Consider the following 17,011-nt stretch of genomic DNA (forward strand, 5'->3'; position numbering starts at 1 on the left):
GATGGCTGACGCGCCCGCCACGCGGTCTGTGCGCGTGATCGGTCCGGGCCGCGCGGGTGGCGCGCTGGCGGCGGCCCTCGGGCGGGCCGGCTGGCAGGTCGCCGGGCTGCTGGGGCGCTCCGACCCACTGGTCGACGCCGCCGTGGGCGTCGACCTCCTGGTGCTGGCCACCCCGGACGGCGGCGTCGGCACCGTGGCCTCGGCCGTCCGCCCGGAGCCCCGCACCGTGGTCGCGCACCTGTCGGGGGCCCTCGGGCTCGACGTGCTGGCGCCGCACCCCCGCCGGGCCAGCGTGCACCCGCTGGTCGCGCTGCCCGACGCCGAGGTCGGGGCCCTCCGGCTGGCGTCGGGAGCGTGGTTCGCGGTGGCCGGCGACCCGATGGCCGCCGAGGTCGTGGCCGCGCTCGGTGGCCGGGCGTTGGCGGTGCCCGACGACAGGCGGGTCGCCTACCACGCGGCGGCGTGCATCGCCTCGAACCACCTGGTGGCGCTGCTCGGTCAGGTGGCGCGGGTCGCGGCTGCGGCCGGGGTGCCCCTCGACGCGTACCTCGACCTGGTGCGGGCCACGGTCGACAACGTCGCCCTCCTCGGCCCGCACGCGGCCCTCACCGGCCCCGTGGCCCGAGGCGACCTGGCGACGGTGGCCCGCCACCTCGAAGCCCTCGACCCGGACGAGCGCGAGGCCTACGAGGCCATGGCGGGGCTGGCCCGGCGGCTGGTGGCCGAGGGCGCCGGGGCGCATGCCGGGGGGGCCCGGCCGTGAGGATCGTGACGGCCGTGGGCGAGCTGCGGGCGACCCTCGACGGGGCGAGGTCGACCGGCGGCTCGATCGGCTTCGTGCCCACCATGGGCGCCCTCCACGACGGGCACGCGTCGCTGATGCGCCGGGCGTCGGGCGAGTGCGACGTGGTGGTGGCGTCGATCTTCGTGAACCCGCTGCAGTTCGGCCCCACCGAGGATCTGGCCGCCTACCCGAGGACGCCCGAGCACGACCGCGCGGTGGCCGAGGCCGCCGGGGTCGACGTGCTGTTCGTGCCGCACGCCGAGGAGATGTACCCCGAGCCGATGCACACCACCGTCACCGTCTCCGGGGTGTCGGAGCCGCTGGAGGGACGCACCCGACCGACCCACTTCGCGGGCGTCGCCACGGTGGTGGCCAAGCTGTTCGGCCTGGTCGGGCCGTGCCGGGCGTACTTCGGCGAGAAGGACTACCAGCAGCTCGCGGTGATCCGGACCATGGTGCGCGACCTGAGCCTGCCCGTGCAGGTGGTGGGGTGCGCCACGGTGCGCGAGCCCGACGGGTTGGCGCTCTCGAGTCGCAACGCGTATCTCGGGCCGGCCGAGCGGGCCGCCGCGACCGTGCTGCACCGCGCCCTGCTGGCCGGTCGGGCGGCGGTCGAGGGGGGCCAGCGCGACCCGGCCCTGGTGCGCGAGATCATGGCCGACCTGATCGGTGCCGAACCGTTGGCCGAGCTCGACTACGCCGAGGTCGTGCGGGCCGACACCCTGCAGGGGGTCGGGCCGCTGGCCGGCGAGCTGCGCCTGCTGGCGGCCGCCCGCATCGGCTCGACGCGCCTGATCGACAACCTGGGGGTGACGGCGTGAACCAGGTGCAGGAGCTCGACCTGCTGGTGCTGGGCAGCGGGGTCGCGGGCCTGTCGGCTGCGGTGCGTGCCGCCGACGACTTCGGGCTGCGGGTCGGGGTGCTCACCAAGGGCGAGGTGCAGCAGGCCACCACCCGCTGGGCCCAGGGCGGGGTGGCCGCCGTGCTCGCCGGCGATCCCGACTCCACCGACCTGCACCTCGCCGACACCCTGCGTGCCGGGGCGGGGCTCTGCGACGTCGACGCGGTGCGGGTGATGGTCGACGAGGGTCCGGGCCGGGTGAACGAGCTGATCGCCCTGGGCGCCGCCTTCGACCGCGACGCCCACGGGCGGCTCCAGCTGGCCCGGGAGGGCGGTCACTCGCAGGCCCGTGTGGTGCACGCGGGCGGAGCGGCCACCGGCCTCGAGATCGAACGGGCCCTGGCCGACGCCGTGCACCGCACTGCGGCCGCCGTGCTCGAGCGGTGGTTCGCCGTCGAGCTTCTCGTCGAGGACGGTCGTTGCCGGGGTGTGCTGTCGCTCGACGAGCGAGGACGGCGGACCACCGTGCGGGCCTCGCACGTGCTGGTGGCCACGGGCGGCGCCGGGCAGCTCTTCGCGGTCACCACCAACCCGGTCGAGTCGACCGGCGACGGCGTCGCCATGGCCCTGCGGGCCGGCGTGGCCGTGGCCGACATCGAGTTCGTGCAGTTCCACCCGACCGCGCTGCACCACAAGCGGATGCCGCGGCCGCTGCTCTCCGAGGCCCTGCGCGGACACGGCGCGCTCCTCCGCGATGCCCACGGCGAGCGCTTCGTCGACGAGCTGCTGCCCCGAGACGAGGTGAGCCGGGCCGAGACGGCTCGCATGCTCGCACAGGGGGTCGACCACCTCTGGCTCGACGCCACGGGCCTGGAGCGCTTCGACGAGCGGTTCCCCACCATCGCCGCCGAGCTGCGCTCGGCCGGGCTCGACCCGGCCAAGGACTGGCTCCCGATCGCGCCGGCCGCCCACTACCTGTGCGGGGGCATCGTGACCGACCTCGACGGGGCCTCGGCGCTCCCCGGGCTCTGGGCTGCGGGCGAGGCGGCCTGCGTCGGGGTGCACGGCGCCAACCGGCTGGCCTCCAACTCGCTGCTGGAAGGCATGGTGTTCGCGCCGCGCGTCGTGGAGGCCATCGAGCGGGGCAAGGAGGAACCCGACGCCACGGGCGCCATGCGAGCCGTGCTCGGTCCGCTGGCCGAGCGGGGCGACGGGGCCATCGGCGGGCGGCGCCGGACCGTCGACCTCGGTGCGGGCGTGGGCGAGCCGGCCGCCGACGCCGCCCTCGGGGTGCCCGAGGCGCCGAACGCGGCGCGCGAGCGGCTCCAGCGGGCGATGACGGTGGGCGCGGGCGTGCTCCGCTCGGCCGACTCGCTCCGCTCGACGCTGGCCGAGGCGGAGGCCCTGGCGGTGTCGCTCGACCCCGCCGACGATCATCCGGCGACGTGGGAGGTGCGCAACCTCCTCGACGTGGCGCGTGGCCTGTTGGCGGCGGCCGCGGCCCGCGAGGAGAGCCGGGGCACCCACACCCGGTCCGACTTCCCCGGCCGGCGCGACGAGCTGCGGCTGCGCCTCGTGCTGGAGGGCGTCGGGGCCGGCGCCTCCTAGGGCGAGGGCCGGGCCACCGCGGCCAGCACCCCACCGGCGAGGGCCAGCACGCCGCCGAGCACGGCGGCCATCAGCCCGATGCCGGGCGACAGGTCGACGAGGCCGCCCACCTGGTCGATGGCGTCGAGCACGTCGAGGAGGTCCTTCCCGGCGGCGAGCAGCCCCAGCGCACCGGCCGCGACCACGCCCCACCCCCACGCCGCGGCGGCCTGTGGCGACGAGCTGCGGGCCGTGGCCAGGACCGTGCCGGCCAACGCCAGCACGGCCAGGCCGAGCACCAGCACGAGCCAGCCGGGGACGTCGAGGACGCCGCGGTCGAGGTCGCCGTCGAGCCCGTTGACGCTCTCGCCCGCGCCGCTGATCCAGGGGAGCAGGGTGCCGCCGGCGAGCAGGGCGCCGCCCACCAGAGCGAGGGCGGCGCCGGCGGTGCGGGCCGTCGGGCTCGACGAGGCCCCCGCGGCCTGCTGCTGCCAACCCGCCTGCTGCTGCCAACCGGTTGGTTGCTGCCAACCCGCCTGCTGCTGCCACGCCGTCTGCTGCTGCCAGCCCGCTTGCTGCTGCCCGCCCGCCTGCTGGGGGGCCTGGGGGCCGGTCGGGGCGAGGGGATCGACGCCGACGCGGCCGGCGTCGGCCACGTCGTCGGTCCACGTCCAGCCGTTCCAGTAGCGCTGCTGATGGCGGCCGGTGGGGTCGGGGTGCCAGCCGGGAGGGGTCGTGCTCACCCCCCCATGCTCCCACCGCCGTCCGCACGCGGCAGGCTGGGGCCATGCGAGACGACCTGCATCCCCCGGTCCACGAGGTCCGGCGCGTCGTGGCGGCCGCCCTGGCCGAGGATCTCGGCCCCCTCGGCGACCTCACTGCGTCGCTGCTGCCCGCCGTCCTGCCGGGGCGAGCCACGTTCGTGCCACGCGACACCGGCGTGCTGGCCGGCACCCGTTGCGCCACCGAGGTCTTTGCCCAGCTCGACCCCGCCGTGGTCGTCACGTGGCTGGTGGGGGACGGTGAGCCGATCGGGGGCCGGGAGCCGATCGGTGTCGTCGAGGGCCCGCTGCGGTCGATCCTGACCGGCGAGCGGTCGGCGCTCAACTTCCTGTGCCACCTGTCGGGAGTCGCGACGCTGACGCACCGGTTCGTCGAGGCCGCCGCGGCCGGCGGCGGCCGTGCCCGCATCTGGGACACCCGCAAGACCCTGCCCGGGTTGCGAGCCGTCGAGAAGGCGGCCGTGCGCGCCGGCGGGGGCGTGAACCACCGGGGGAACCTCTCGGAGTTCCTGCTGGTGAAGGACAACCATCTCGCGGGCCTGTCGATCACGGCGGCGGTGCAGCGGGCCAGGGACCGGTGGCCGGGCCGCACCGTCGAGGTGGAGTGCGACCGGATCGAGCAGGTGTGGGAGGCCCTCGACGCCGGCGCGGGGATGGTGCTGCTCGACAACATGACACCGGAGCAGGTGGCCGCCTGCACCGCCCTCGTCGCCGGTCGGATCCCGGTGGAGGTGTCCGGCGGTATCACCCTCGACACGGTGGCCGACTACGCCGCCGCCGGCGCCGACCTCATCTCCACCAGCCAGCTCACCCAGTCAGCGCCGGCGTTCGACATCGGGCTCGACCTCGGAGGCTGAGGCTGGTCCCGACCGTCTTCGGGCCGTCGATCACGGGTTCTGGGTCCCGATCGTCCTGCCGAGCGGGCCATGCGGGACGGAGAACCCGGATCGGCCGGGAACTCGGCGGCGCCGTCGAGCGACAACTCCGTCGTGCAGTGCGCGTCCGCCCGGGAGGCGATGTCGGCCGAGCTCGACCGCGAGCTCGGCCGGGGCGAGCTGGGCCAGCTCGACCGGCATGTCGCGGCCTGCAGGGACTGTGCCGAGCACCGCCGGCTGCTCGCCCGCCAGCACCAGCGGATGCGGCTGCGGCCGGCGGACCCCGTTCCCGACCTGAGCGACGCCATCCTGGCCCGAGTCGCCCTGCCGGCATCCGCACCGGCACGCCAGCGCCGGCGGGGCCGGCGTCGGGCGGTGGCCGCGGTCGTGACGGGTGCGGTGCTCGTGGGGTCGGCCGGTGCCGCGGTGGCCGTGCGGTCCGGGGGCGCGCTCCCACCGCCCCAGATCCGGGTGGTCGACGCCCGTGCCTCGGCGGCCCCGGCGGGAGGGGTCTCGGCCGTCTACGTGCACGTCGCGAACTGGGGAGGCGGCGATCGCGTCACGGGTGCGAGCAGCCAGGTGGCCGAGCACGTCAGCATCCACGAGATGCACGCCGCCGACGGCGTCGTGACGATGGAGCACGCGCCCGACCTCGACGTGCCCGGCGACGGCGCGCTGGTGCTGAGCCCCGGCGGTGCGCACGTGATGCTCGAGGGCCTCCGGCGGCCCCTGGAGCCAGGGGACACGTTCACCGTCGTGATCACCTTCGCCCGGGCGGGCGAGGTGGCGGTGACGGTCGAGGTGCTCGACGTGGCCCAGCTGGCGAGGGAGACCGGTGTCGGCTGAGTGGCGGCGTGCCCCCCGGGGCATGAGAGGCTGGGGCGTGCTGACGGGTCGATGGACGATCTGACGAGGGCCGCGGTGCGGGCCCGCGACGGCGATCGTGATGCCCTCGGCGATCTGGTGCGCCGATCGCAGGCCGACGTGTGGCGCCTGTGCGTCCACCTGGTCGGCCGGGCGGGCGCCGACGACGTGGTCCAAGAGGCCTACGAGCGCGCCATCCGCTCGCTGCCGCGCTTCCGGGCCGAGGCGTCGGCCCGGACCTGGCTGCTCGTGATCGCCAGGCGGACCTGCGCCGACGAGATCCGCCGACTCCAGCGCCGCCGCCGCCTGGACGGCCGGCTGCGCCAGGGTCGCCCGGACGAGGCCGTGCCCGACGCCGGGACGGCGGTGGAGCTCGACGAGGGCATGGCCGCGCTGGCGTGGGAGCGGCGCGAGGCCTTCGTCCTCACCCAGGTGCTCGGCCTGTCGTACGCGGAGGCGGCCGAGGTGGCCGACGTGCCGGTGGGCACGATCCGGTCGCGGGTGAGCCGCGCCCGCTCGGACCTGCTCGACCACCTGGGCGAGCCCCGGGGCCGGACGGGCACCGAACCCTGATCCCGGGGCCGGGAACCGCGGGGCCCGGCCGGGCGACTACCACCACCGTGACGCTCTCGTCTGTCGGCGCGCGCCCGCGTGTCGCAGCTGCCGGCCTGGCGGCCGCGGTGGCCGCCACCGCCGTGGTCGTGCTCCTCGCCGGGCGAGGTGGCGATCACCGTGCGCCCGCACTCGAGGTGACCTCGGCCCAGCTGACGGAGGGCGGCGAGATGGCCGCCGCGTACGTCACCGTCGAGAACCGCGGCGGCCCCGACCGTCTGGTGGGGGCCGCAACGCCGGCGGCCGACCGGGTGACCCTGCACGAGACGGTCGAGGAGGGTGGGCTGCTCTGGATGCAGGAGGTCGACGGCCTGGACGTGCCTGCGGGCGGGGTGCTGGTGCTGGAGCCGGGTGTCGCCCACCTGATGCTGGAGGAGCTGCCTCGCCCCCTGCGGGCCGGGCAGCAGGTTCCGATCACGCTGCGCTTCGAGCGGTCGGGCCCGATCGCCGTCGAGGCCGCCGTCGTCGCCGGCGTGCCCGCCGGGGACGGGCTCTCGGACGGGGGCGACGGCGGATGAGCCGGGTTCGCTCGGTCGCCGTCGTGGTCCTGGCCGCCGCGCTGCTGGCCGGTCTGGCCGGCTGCGGGGGCGACGGTGACGGCGGGGCGCAGCTGAACGGGGCGGAGCCGGCCGAGCCCATGCTGGTCGGCGACCGCTCGCTCCCCGAGGTGGCACCGGACGGGACCGAGACCGCGTTCGCGTTCCGGGCACCGGAGGGCGAGCTGCTCGCCGTGTACTTCGGGTACACCAGCTGCCCCGACGTCTGCCCCAAGACGATGGCCGACCTGCGGTCGGCGCTCGAGGAGCTGTCACCCGAGGAAGCGGGACGCGTCAGCGTGGCCATGGTGACGGTGGACCCCGAGCGGGACACCCCCGAGGTGCTCAACGGCTACATCGGCTCGTTCTTCGAGCGCCACCACGCCCTTCGGACGACCGACACGGCCGAGCTCGAGTCGGTCGAGGCCGCGTTCCTCGCCAGCTCGTCGATCACGCCCGATCCCGACGGCGAGGGCTACGAGGTGTCGCACACGGCCAGCACCGCCCTCGTCGACGACCAGGGCCAGGTGCTCGCCTTCTGGCCGTTCGGCCTCGAGGCCGACGGCATGGCCGACGACCTGCGAACCCTTCTCGACCGCCTCGACGAGCGGTCGAGCTCGACCACGCCCTGAGGAGGCCCATCCATGAGAAAGACCCTGACCGCCCTGCTGCTCCTCGTCGCCCTGACGGGGGCGCTCGCCGCCTGCGGTGGCGATGACGACGACGCGTCCGGTGCCGACGGCATCAGCGTCACCGACGCGTGGGCCCGGAACTCGCCCGCCATGGCCGACGCCGGCGCCGTGTACATGGTGATCGAGAGCGAGTCGGACGACGCGCTGGTGAGGGCCAGCGTGCCGGCCGACGTCGCCGGCACGGTCGAGCTGCACGAGACCGTGCCCGTCGAGGAGGGTACCGACACGACCATGGCCGGCATGGAGGGCACCGACACCACCATGGCCGGCATGGAGGGCACCGACACCACCATGGCCGGTGGCATGGAGGGCACCGACACCACCATGGCCGGCATGGGCGAGATGACCATGCGGCCGGTCGAGTCGATCGCGCTCCCCGCCGGCGAGCCGGTGGCCCTCGAGCCCGGCGGCTACCACGTGATGCTCCTCGACCTGGCGTCGCCGCTCGAGGTGGGCGAGACGTTCGACGTCACGCTCACCTTCGAGACCGGCGGCGAGCAGACCGTCTCGGTCGAGGTGCGCGAGAGCTGATCCCTCGGCGGCGGTGGCACCATGGACGGGTGACCGCCGCCGCCGAGCCGTCCGAGAGCCCCACCCGGCGCACGCTCGTCGTGGTGCTCGTGGCCCTGGCCGGGCTGCTGCTGGCCGGAGGGGTCGCCGTCGCCTTCGGGGTCGCAGGCCCCGGCGGCGGCGGGGGCCCGGCGCCCGACGACGTGGTCGTCGTGATCCCCGCGGGCACCGGTGCCCGCGTCGACGCGGGCGAGCAGGTCGACATCGTGCCCCGGCGCATCCTCGTGCCCGTGGGCGGGGCGTTGGTGCTGCGGAACCAGGACGATCGCGTCCACACCATCGGCCCCTATGCGGTGGGACCCGGGCGGGAGTTCCGCATGCTGTTCACCAGGGCGGGCACCTTCGCCGGGGTGTGCTCGATCGACCCTCGCAACCACATCGAGATCGTGGTGGCGTGAGCCGGCGGGTACCGTCGGCACCATGCTGCTCGTGATCGACGTGGGCAACACCCAGACCGTGGTGGGCCTCTACGACCACCGCCCGGCGACGAGCGCACGTGAGCTGCTCGACCACTGGCGCATCGCCACCAACGCCGAGCGGACCTCCGACGAGTACGCGCTCCTCATCCAGGAGTTCCTGGCCTTCCACGACTACGCGTTCGACGAGGACGTCAAGGGCATGGCGGTGTCGTCGGTGGTGCCGAGGGTGACGGCCGCCCTGCGGGAGATGGCCGACCGGTACCTCGGGTTCTCGGCGCTGGTCGTCGAGCCGGGCGTCCGCACGGGGATGCCGATCCTGTACGACAACCCCAAGGAGGTCGGCGCCGACCGGATCGCCAACGCGGTGGGCGCCTTCGACCTCTACGGCGGGCCGACCATCGTCGTCGACTTCGGCACCGCGACCACGTTCGACGCGATCTCGACGAAGGGCGAGTACCTGGGTGGTGCCATCGTGCCGGGCATCGAGATCAGCCTCGACGCGCTGTTCGGTCGGGCGGCGGCCTTGCGGCGGGTGGAGCTGGTGGAGCCCCGGAACGTGATCGGCAAGAGCACCGTCGAGTCGATCCAGGCCGGAGCCGTGTACGGCTTCGCGGCCCAGGTCGACGGTCTGTGCGCCCGCTTCGAACGGGAGCTGGGCACGTGCACGGTGGTGGCCACCGGCGGTCTCGCCGGCCTCATCGCACCCCTGTCGAAGAGCATCCAGCACCACGAGCCCTGGCTCACGCTGCACGGGCTGCGCCTCGTCTTCGAGCGCAACGAGCGGCCCTGAGAGGTCCGGCGACCGGACCCGTCAGGGCCGTACCCGTCAGACGCGACGCCGGGCCGCGACGGCGGCCGTGACATCACGCCGTGCCGCGCGCCGTCACCCGACCCCGAGCGCCCGGCCGACCTGGAGCACCGCCACGGCGACGACCCACGCCAGGGTGGGCTGAGGCCGATCGAGAGCCACGCCCAGCGGCCACCGAGTACCAGACGCCCATGGCCAGGGCCGTTGGTCCCACCGGCCCGACGCCGTGTCGGCAGCGGGCGGGGCGAAGGCGTAGCATCGAGGGATCGGTGGCGGCGCAACGGTGCGCCGCGCTGGGGGAGGTGTCGGTGCGGCTTCTCATCACGGGGATGGGTGGCGAGCTCGGCACCCGCGTGGCCCAGCTGCTCGAGGAGCTCCCCTCGGTCGAGGCGGTGGCGGGCCTCGACGTCGAGCCACCCCGCCGCCGGCTGCGCCGGGCCGAGTTCCACCGCATCGACCCACGTGACCGCCACCGCACCGTCGCGGTGGTGCGGGCCTTCGAGCCCACGGCCGTCGTGCACCTCGGCGTGTACGAGCCCAACGCCCGATCCTCGCCCCGCAGCGCCTTCGAGCGGACCGTCGCCGGCTCCATCGCGGTGCTCGGCGCCGCGGCCGAGTGCCCGTCGCTGCAGGCCATCGTGGCCCGCTCGGGCATCGAGATCTACGGGCGGCGCCGGGGGGCGGCCACCCGGCCCGACGAGACCGTGCTCCCCGATCCAACGTCACCCTTCGGCCACTCCCTGCTCCACGCCGAGGGGCTGGCGCTGGCCGCCGGTGCCGCGGCCGAGGTCCCCGTCACCCTGCTGCGCTTCGCCCCGCTGGTGGGGCCGCACTTCCCGAGCCCGCTGGGGCGCTACCTGCGGCTCCCGGTGGTGCCCATGAGCGCGCTGGCCGACCCGCCCTTCTCGCTCCTGCACCAGGAGGACGCCGCCCGCGTCATCCTCGGTGCGCTCAACCGCGCCTACGACGGCCCGGTCAACGTGGTGGGTCCCGGGGCCGTCACGGCCTCGCAGGCGGCCCGGCTCGGCGGGCGCGTGCCCCTGCCGCTGCTCGGCCCGGGCTGGTGGCTCGCCCGGCCCACCGCCGAGCTGATCGGGGCCCCGGTTCCCGAGCACGTGCTCGAGCTGTTGCACCGGGGTCGCACCGCCGACGGCGCTCTGGCCGACGACGTGCTCGGCGTCAGCCCCGCCTACTCCACCCCCGAGGTCGTGAAGGAGCTGTACCAGTGGGCGTCGGTCACCTATCTCCGACCGGTCGACTCGGTGGCGGCGTGAGCGCCCCCGACACGACCGGCCCGGCGGGGGTCACGCCGTTGCACGGCATCGCCGACGTGGTCGACGCCGTCGGGGCGCGGGCTCCGGTCGACCTGCTGCGCCGCCGCCTCAACGGCACCCACACCGTCGACGAGTGGGGCCTCGACGCCGACCTGCTGGCCATGGTCGACCCGCTCGTCGGCATCCGGTGGGACCTCCGGGTCGAGGGCGCAGACGCCATCCCGTCGGACGGGCCGGTGGTGCTGGTGGTGAACCGCCACGTCGGGGTGTCGGAACCGTTCGTGGTGGCCCAGGCCGTTCGCCGCGAGACCGGCCGGATCGTGCGGTTCCTCGGCGTGCCCGACGTGGCGCCGGTGGGGCCGGTCCTGCGGCGCCTGGGCGGGGCCCTCGGCCGCAGCGACGAGCTGAGCGGCCTCCTCCGGGCCGGCAGCGCGGTGGTGGTCGCCCTCGATCGAAGCATGCGAAGCCGGCGCCGGGCCGGCTTCCTCCCCCCGGGGAGCATGGCGCCCGTGCTCGCCCAGGGTGCCGCGGTGTTCCCGGTGGCGGCCGTCGGTCGGGAGCTGGGGCGGCGCTGGACGGTCATCGTCGGCGACGAGGTGCCGCGTCCGCCGGGCCGCAGCCCCCTCGCGGTGGCCGAGCTGGCCGACGCCGCCCGCACGGAGGTGCAGGTTCTGCTCGACGAGGCCTTCCCGCCGCGCTGGCCGTTCGGCTAGGCGGGGCCGGTCGGGCGCGCGGCTACAGTCGGCCACGTGGCGTTCACCCGGGCTGCTGACGGCGTTCGCCTCCACTACGAGGTCGTCGGCCGGCCCAACGGCGAACCGGTGCTGATGATCCAGGGCCTCGGCGCCGACAAGAAGGGCTGGATCCTGCAGCGCCTGGCCCTCGCGCCCCGCTACCGCACGATCGCGCTCGACAACCGGGGGGTGGGCCGGTCGGACAAGCCCACCGGTCGGTACGACCTCGAGCAGATGGCGGACGACGCCCTGGCCGTGCTCGACGCCGCGGGCTACGAGTCGGCGCACGTCATGGGCGCCTCGATGGGCGGGGTGATCAGCCAGATCATCGCCGTCCGCCACCCCGAGCGGGTCCGCTCGCTGGTCCTGGCCTGCACCGCGTGCCACCACCACCCCTGGCGGCGCGAGCTGCTGGCCGAGTGGGCCCGGGTCGCCCAGGAGCAGGGCATGAACGCGTTCATGCCTCGGGCCATGCGCTGGCTGGTCGGCCCCCGCTCCTTCCGGCGGTTCCTGCCGGCGATCCCGTTGGTGGGCCCGGTCGTGGGCCCACTGGCGCTGAACTGCCCGTCGCACGCCTTCGTGTCGCAGGTGCGGGCGATCCTCGACATGGACGACTCGGTGCGGGCCGAGCTCCACGAGGTGCGCGTGCCCACCCTGGTGCTGGTGGGCAGCCAGGACATCCTCACGCCCCAGGGCGACTCGGAGGAGATCGCCGAGCTCGTGCCCGGTGCCGAGCTGGTCGTGATCAGCGGCGCGGCCCACGGCTTCATGCTCGAGCATGCCGGCTCGTTCAACCGCGCTCTCCTCGACTTCCTGGGTCGGGCGGCCGGCGCCACCGCCGGCGGCGAGGCGACCCAGCCCCGCACGGCCTGAGCGGCCGGGTCAGCGGGTCAGCGGGTCAGCGGGTCGTGGCCGGGTCGGCCACGGGGAGATGGTCGACCAGGTGGAGCGTCGCCGCGGCCAGGGAGCCGGTGGCGGTGCCGTCGCCCAGCGGGGCCAGCGTGGCCACGGCCTGCTCGGCGAAGTCGCGGGCGGTGCGAACCGAGCCGGCCACCGCGCCGTTCGCCCGGACGAGGGCCCGGGCCCGCTCCATCTCGCCCGGGCCGAGGGGATGGCCGAGGAGGCCTCGGAGCTCGCCGTCGTCGGTGGCGAGGGCCCGGATCACCGGCAGGGTGTAGACGCCCTCGACCAGGTCGTGGCCGGCCGGCTTGCCCAGCTGCTCGTCGGTCGCCACCACGTCGAGGATGTCGTCGACGACCTGGAAGGCCATGCCGAAGAGCCGGCCGAACTCGGTGAGGGTGTCGACGTCGGCCCGGGGGAGGCCGCCGACGATCGCGCCGATGCGGCAGGCCGACGAGAACAGCGACGCGGTCTTGCCCTCGATCGACGTCAGGTAGGCGGTCTCGGAGCGGTCGACCTGGAAGGCCGACTGGAGCTCGCGGACCTGGCCCTCGCACAGGCGGCCGATGGTGCTGGCGAGGAGCCCGGCCACCTCGGTGCCCAGGCCGGCGGCGATCTCCGAGGCGCGTGCCAGCAGGAAGTCACCGGCGAGGATGGCCCGGAGGTTGCCCCACCGGGCGTTCACGCTCTCGACGGTGCGCCGCATCTCGGCCTCGTCCATCACGTCGTCGTGGTAGAGCGAGCCGAGGTGGACGAGCTCGACGGCGACGCCGCCCATGATCACGTCGTCGGTGGTCTGGCTGCCCGGCCGACTGGCCGCGGCCGCGATGGCGAAGGCCGGGCGGAGGCGCTTGCCGCCTGCCTTGATCAGGTGGCTCGCGACCTCCGTCAGGAACTCGTCGTCGGCCCGCACCGACTCCCGCAGGGCCTTCTCCACCCGCTCCATGTCATGGCCCATCCCGGGCATGGCGAGCAGAGGGTTCGGAGAAACCACGGCGTGCAGGCTAGGCGCGCACCGTGGCTACACGAAACCGCTTGCGGGGGTCGCACGTCACCAGGCCCGCAGCGTGCTACCGGGGGACCCACGGGTACACTGCCAAGCACTCATCCCGCACGGGAGGCGGTGGCGTGTTCGAACGGTTCACAGACCGGGCCCGCCGGGTGGTCGTCCTGGCCCAAGAGGAAGCTCGGCTCCTCAACCACAACTACATCGGCACCGAGCACATCCTGCTCGGGCTGATCCACGAGGGCGAAGGGGTCGCCGCCAAGGCGCTCGAGTCGCTCGGCATCTCACTGGAGGCCGTCCGCCAGCAGGTCGAGGAGATCATCGGCCAGGGCGGGTCGTCGCCGAGCGGGCACATCCCGTTCACCCCGCGCGCCAAGAAGGTGCTCGAGCTGTCCCTGCGCGAGGCCCTGCAGCTCGGCCACAACTACATCGGCACCGAGCACATCCTGCTCGGACTCATCCGCGAGGGCGAGGGCGTCGCCGCCCAGGTCCTCGTCAAGTTGGGTGCCGACCTGTCGCGGGTGCGCCAGCAGGTGATCCAGCTCCTCTCCGGCTACCAGGGTCCCGGCACCGGCAAGGAGCCGGCCGGCGCCACCGCGGGCGGCAGCGGCGAGTCGGCCCCCTCCGGGTCGCTCGTGCTCGACCAGTTCGGGCGCAACCTCACCCAGCTGGCCCGCGAGAAGAAGCTCGACCCCGTCATCGGCCGCGAGCGTGAGATCGAGCGGGTCATGCAGGTGCTCAGCCGCCGCACCAAGAACAACCCGGTGCTGATCGGCGAGCCGGGCGTGGGCAAGACCGCCATCGTCGAGGGCCTGGCCCAGAAGATCGTCGCCAACGACGTCCCCGAGACGCTCCACGGCAAGCAGCTGTACACCCTCGACCTCGGCGCCCTGGTCGCCGGCAGCCGCTACCGGGGCGACTTCGAGGAGCGCCTCAAGAAGGTGCTCAAGGAGATCCGCACCCGCGGCGACATCATCCTGTTCATCGACGAGCTCCACACCCTGGTGGGGGCGGGCGCGGCCGAGGGCGCCATCGACGCCGCCTCGATCCTCAAGCCCATGCTGGCCCGGGGCGAGCTGCAGACCATCGGTGCCACCACGCTCGACGAGTACCGCAAGCACCTCGAGAAGGACGCCGCCCTCGAGCGGCGCTTCCAGCCGATCAAGGTCGAGGAGCCCTCGGTGGCGCACACCATCGAGATCCTGAAGGGCCTGCGCGACCGCTACGAGTCGCACCACCGGGTGACGATCACCGATCAGGCGCTGGTGGCCGCGGCCAACCTGGCCGACCGCTACATCTCCGACCGCCACCTCCCCGACAAGGCCATCGACCTCATCGACGAGGCCGGCTCGCGCCTGCGCATCAAGCGCATGGAGACGCCGGCCGAGTACAAGGAGCTCGAGAACGAGATCGCCCGCGTCCAGCAGCTCAAGAAGGACGCGGTCGAGGCCCAGCGCTTCGAGGAGGCCGGGCGCCTCCGCGACCAGGAGAAGACGTTCCTCGAGGCCAGGGCGGCCAAGGAGCGCGAGATCAAGGCATCCGGCGTCGACCTGTTCGACGAGGTCGACGAGGAGTCGATCGCCGAGGTGCTGTCGATCTGGACCGGCATCCCGGTGTACAAGCTGACCGAGGAGGAGACCCAGAAGCTCCTCCGCATGGAGGACGAGCTCCACAAGCGGGTCATCGGCCAGGAGGACTCGATCCGGGCCGTCAGCCAGGCCATCCGCCGCACGCGCGCCGGGCTCAAGGACCCGAAGCGCCCGTCGGGGTCGTTCATCTTCCTGGGCCCGTCGGGCGTGGGGAAGACCGAGCTGGCCAAGACCCTCGCCGAGTTCCTGTTCGGCGACGAGGACGCCCTGATCCAGCTCGACATGTCCGAGTACATGGAGAAGCACACGGTCAGCCGGCTGGTCGGCTCGCCCCCCGGCTACGTGGGCTACGAAGAGGGCGGCCAGCTCACCGAGGCCGTGCGGCGCAAGCCCTTCTCGGTGGTGCTGTTCGACGAGATCGAGAAGGCCCACCCCGACGTGTTCAACACCCTCCTGCAGATCCTGGAGGAGGGGCGGCTCACCGACAGCCAGGGCCGCAGCGTCGACTTCCGCAACTGCGTGCTCATCATGACCTCGAACCTGGGCACGCAGGATCTGCGCAAGGCGAACGTCGGCTTCACCAAGGTCGACGAGGCCATCACCTACGAGCGGATGAAGGAGAAGGTCAACGACGCCCTGAAGCAGCACTTCAGGCCGGAGTTCCTGAACCGCATCGACGAGACGATCGTCTTCCACGAGCTCACCAAGGCCGAGGTCACCCAGATCGTCGACCTGATGATCAAGCGGGTCCGCATGCAGCTGGAGAGCCAGGGCCTGGGCCTCGAGCTCACGCCGGAGTCGAAGCTGTTCCTCGCCGACAGGGGCTACGACCCCACCCTCGGCGCTCGTCCCCTGCGTCGAGCCATCCAGCGGCTGGTCGAGGACGCGCTGTCGGAGCGGATCCTCCACAAGGAGTTCCACGCCGGCGAGATCGTGGTGGTCGACGTCGTGGCCGATCCCGAGACGGGTGAACGTAACATCGCCTTCCGGGCGGTGGCCGGCTTCGAGCCGCCGCCCATGGAGCTGGCCGAGGCCGGTCCGAGCGACTGACCCGGCCGGGTGGTGACCCGGTCGAACCGCTCGACGGAGGGGCGCCTGGTGCGCCCCTCCGTCGCGCCCGGGGGTGCCGCCGTCGCCGCGCTGCAGGCGGCAGACTCGGGAGCCGTGCCGCTCCGACCTCTGCTCGCCCGCGTGGCCGGCCTGCTGGCCCTGGTCGTGGCCCTGGCCGCGTGCCGGGTCGACGTGCAGGTCGACCTCGACGTGGCCGAGGACGGCAGCGGGACGGCGACGGTGGCGGTGGCTGCCGACCAGGAGATCCTCGACGGCGCGCCCGGGCTCCTCGACCAGCTGCGGTTCGACGATCTGCAGGCGGCCGGCTGGGTGGTCGAGGGCCCGGCGGCGCTGCCCGACGGGGGCGCGGTGGTGTTGCTCAGCAAGCCGTTCGCCTCGGCTGCCGAGCTCCCGGCGGTGCTCGGCGAGCTCAACGGGCCGGCGGGGCCGCTGCGTGACGTGTCGCTCACCGTCGAGCACCCCTGGGCTCGGACCCGCTGGGAGCTGCGGGCCGACGTGGGCGTCGACGGCGCCGTCGACGCCTTCACCGACGCCGAGCTGGTGGCCGCCCTCGGTGCGCCCCCGCTCGAGGAGGCCATGGCGGGCCGCTCCCTCGACGACGTGCTGGGCCTCACGGTGCGGGTGAGCCTGCCCGGTGAGGTGTCGGCCACCACCCCGGACCTCGAGGGTGGCACGGCCACCTGGACGCCCGTGCTCGGGTCCGGCGGCGCCACCACGCTCGAGGCCTCCGCCCAGGAGTGGCGGCGGGCCACCGTCGTCTGGACCGGCGTGGCCGCCGCGGCGGTCCTGGCGTTGCTCGTCGTGCTGCTGGTGCGACTGGTGCGGGCCCTGCGGCCCAAGGGCCGTCACGCCCGGCGTCGAGCCCGCCGCGCCGAGGCCGCGTCGCCCGAGGAGCCGCCGCCCGAGGAGCCGCCGCCCGAGGAGCCGCCGCCCGAGGAGCCGCCGCCCGAGGCGGGGTGAGCTCGGGCCGCCGATCCCTTCTCCGGCAGGTTCACCACCTCTGCGGTGGTGAACCTGCCGGAGAACGGTCGCCGCAGACTCGGCAGGGCATTCCCCGGGGTCGATGA

Annotated in this window: 16 protein-coding genes and 2 pseudogenes; 16 read left to right on the forward strand and 2 right to left on the reverse strand. The window is 74.4% G+C overall.

The genetic code is table 11. The features are described 5' to 3' along the window. Position 1 precedes the first annotated feature (1 nt). The 3 genes and pseudogenes from IPM45_12010 (at position 2) to IPM45_12020 (ending at position 3,899) form a co-directional block, all read left to right on the forward strand. The gene (locus tag IPM45_12010; GenBank protein ID MBK9180263.1) at positions 2-763 is read left to right on the forward strand and encodes a DUF2520 domain-containing protein; all 762 of its coding nucleotides are present in this window, start codon (positions 2-4) and stop codon (positions 761-763) included. After that, positions 760-1,605 carry a pantoate--beta-alanine ligase gene (locus IPM45_12015; protein MBK9180264.1) on the forward strand — a complete coding sequence of 282 codons (846 nt, stop codon included), beginning with the start codon at positions 760-762 and terminating at the stop codon, positions 1,603-1,605. The genes IPM45_12010 and IPM45_12015 overlap by 4 nt, the downstream gene beginning before the upstream one ends. After that, positions 1,602-3,899 (forward strand): annotated as a pseudogene (locus IPM45_12020) (FAD-binding protein). The gene IPM45_12015 and the pseudogene IPM45_12020 overlap by 4 nt, the downstream one beginning before the upstream one ends. Here the strand turns inward: IPM45_12020 and IPM45_12025 are convergent. After that, a pseudogene (locus tag IPM45_12025) lies at positions 3,854-3,955 on the reverse strand (DUF2510 domain-containing protein). The pseudogenes IPM45_12020 and IPM45_12025 sit on opposite strands and share 46 nt — an antisense overlap. A 44-nt stretch (positions 3,956-3,999) precedes the next feature. Between IPM45_12025 and nadC the strand changes: the two are divergent. The 11 genes from nadC to IPM45_12080 all read left to right on the forward strand — a co-directional run bounded on the left by nadC (position 4,000) and on the right by IPM45_12080 (position 12,251). After that, positions 4,000-4,851 (forward strand): carboxylating nicotinate-nucleotide diphosphorylase, encoded by an 852-nt coding sequence (gene nadC, locus IPM45_12030; protein ID MBK9180265.1) that lies wholly within the window; start codon positions 4,000-4,002, stop codon positions 4,849-4,851. Between the two features lie 69 nt (positions 4,852-4,920). After that, the gene (locus tag IPM45_12035) at positions 4,921-5,715 is read left to right on the forward strand and encodes a copper chaperone PCu(A)C (GenBank protein MBK9180266.1); all 795 of its coding nucleotides are present in this window, start codon (positions 4,921-4,923) and stop codon (positions 5,713-5,715) included. Positions 5,716-5,766: 51 nt separating this feature from the next. After that, positions 5,767-6,306 carry a sigma-70 family RNA polymerase sigma factor gene (locus tag IPM45_12040; GenBank protein MBK9180267.1) on the forward strand — a complete coding sequence of 180 codons (540 nt, stop codon included), beginning with the start codon at positions 5,767-5,769 and terminating at the stop codon, positions 6,304-6,306. A 47-nt stretch (positions 6,307-6,353) separates the two neighbouring features. Beyond that, a complete protein-coding gene (locus IPM45_12045) occupies positions 6,354-6,863 on the forward strand; it encodes a copper chaperone PCu(A)C (protein ID MBK9180268.1) in 510 nt (169 codons plus the stop codon). Continuing rightward, positions 6,860-7,513: an SCO family protein gene (locus IPM45_12050; protein ID MBK9180269.1), complete on the forward strand. Its 654-nt coding sequence runs from the start codon at positions 6,860-6,862 to the stop codon at positions 7,511-7,513. The genes IPM45_12045 and IPM45_12050 overlap by 4 nt, the downstream gene beginning before the upstream one ends. A 12-nt stretch (positions 7,514-7,525) precedes the next feature. Then, the gene (locus IPM45_12055) at positions 7,526-8,104 is read left to right on the forward strand and encodes a copper chaperone PCu(A)C (protein ID MBK9180270.1); all 579 of its coding nucleotides are present in this window, start codon (positions 7,526-7,528) and stop codon (positions 8,102-8,104) included. 29 nt (positions 8,105-8,133) lie between these two features. Then, positions 8,134-8,541: a hypothetical protein gene (locus IPM45_12060; protein MBK9180271.1), complete on the forward strand. Its 408-nt coding sequence runs from the start codon at positions 8,134-8,136 to the stop codon at positions 8,539-8,541. Positions 8,542-8,563: 22 nt separating this feature from the next. After that, the gene (locus IPM45_12065) at positions 8,564-9,352 is read left to right on the forward strand and encodes a type III pantothenate kinase (GenBank protein MBK9180272.1); all 789 of its coding nucleotides are present in this window, start codon (positions 8,564-8,566) and stop codon (positions 9,350-9,352) included. Between the two features lie 287 nt (positions 9,353-9,639). Continuing rightward, positions 9,640-10,644, forward strand: coding sequence for an NAD-dependent epimerase/dehydratase family protein (locus IPM45_12070; protein MBK9180273.1), 1,005 nt, complete (start codon positions 9,640-9,642; stop codon positions 10,642-10,644). After that, complete coding sequence (locus tag IPM45_12075) at positions 10,641-11,357, forward strand: hypothetical protein (protein ID MBK9180274.1); 717 nt, start codon at positions 10,641-10,643, stop codon at positions 11,355-11,357. The genes IPM45_12070 and IPM45_12075 overlap by 4 nt, the downstream gene beginning before the upstream one ends. Before the next feature lie 36 nt (positions 11,358-11,393). Beyond that, positions 11,394-12,251, forward strand: a complete 858-nt coding sequence (locus IPM45_12080; protein MBK9180275.1) for an alpha/beta fold hydrolase — start codon at positions 11,394-11,396, stop codon at positions 12,249-12,251. Between the two features lie 25 nt (positions 12,252-12,276). On the opposite strand, the gene IPM45_12085 is transcribed toward IPM45_12080, so the two are convergent. Beyond that, complete coding sequence (locus IPM45_12085) at positions 12,277-13,272, reverse strand: polyprenyl synthetase family protein (GenBank protein ID MBK9180276.1); 996 nt, start codon at positions 13,270-13,272, stop codon at positions 12,277-12,279. Positions 13,273-13,406: 134 nt separating this feature from the next. Here IPM45_12085 and IPM45_12090 point away from each other — a divergent pair, with 134 nt between their 5' ends. Both IPM45_12090 and IPM45_12095 read left to right on the forward strand, forming a co-directional pair. Further along, positions 13,407-15,923 carry an ATP-dependent Clp protease ATP-binding subunit gene (locus IPM45_12090; GenBank protein ID MBK9180277.1) on the forward strand — a complete coding sequence of 839 codons (2,517 nt, stop codon included), beginning with the start codon at positions 13,407-13,409 and terminating at the stop codon, positions 15,921-15,923. Positions 15,924-16,037: 114 nt separating this feature from the next. After that, the gene (locus IPM45_12095) at positions 16,038-16,904 is read left to right on the forward strand and encodes a hypothetical protein (protein MBK9180278.1); all 867 of its coding nucleotides are present in this window, start codon (positions 16,038-16,040) and stop codon (positions 16,902-16,904) included. The last annotated feature ends 107 nt before the right edge of the window (positions 16,905-17,011 follow it).

Source organism: Acidimicrobiales bacterium, from assembly GCA_016716005.1.
Classification (GTDB): Bacteria; Actinomycetota; Acidimicrobiia; order Acidimicrobiales; family JADJXE01; genus JADJXE01.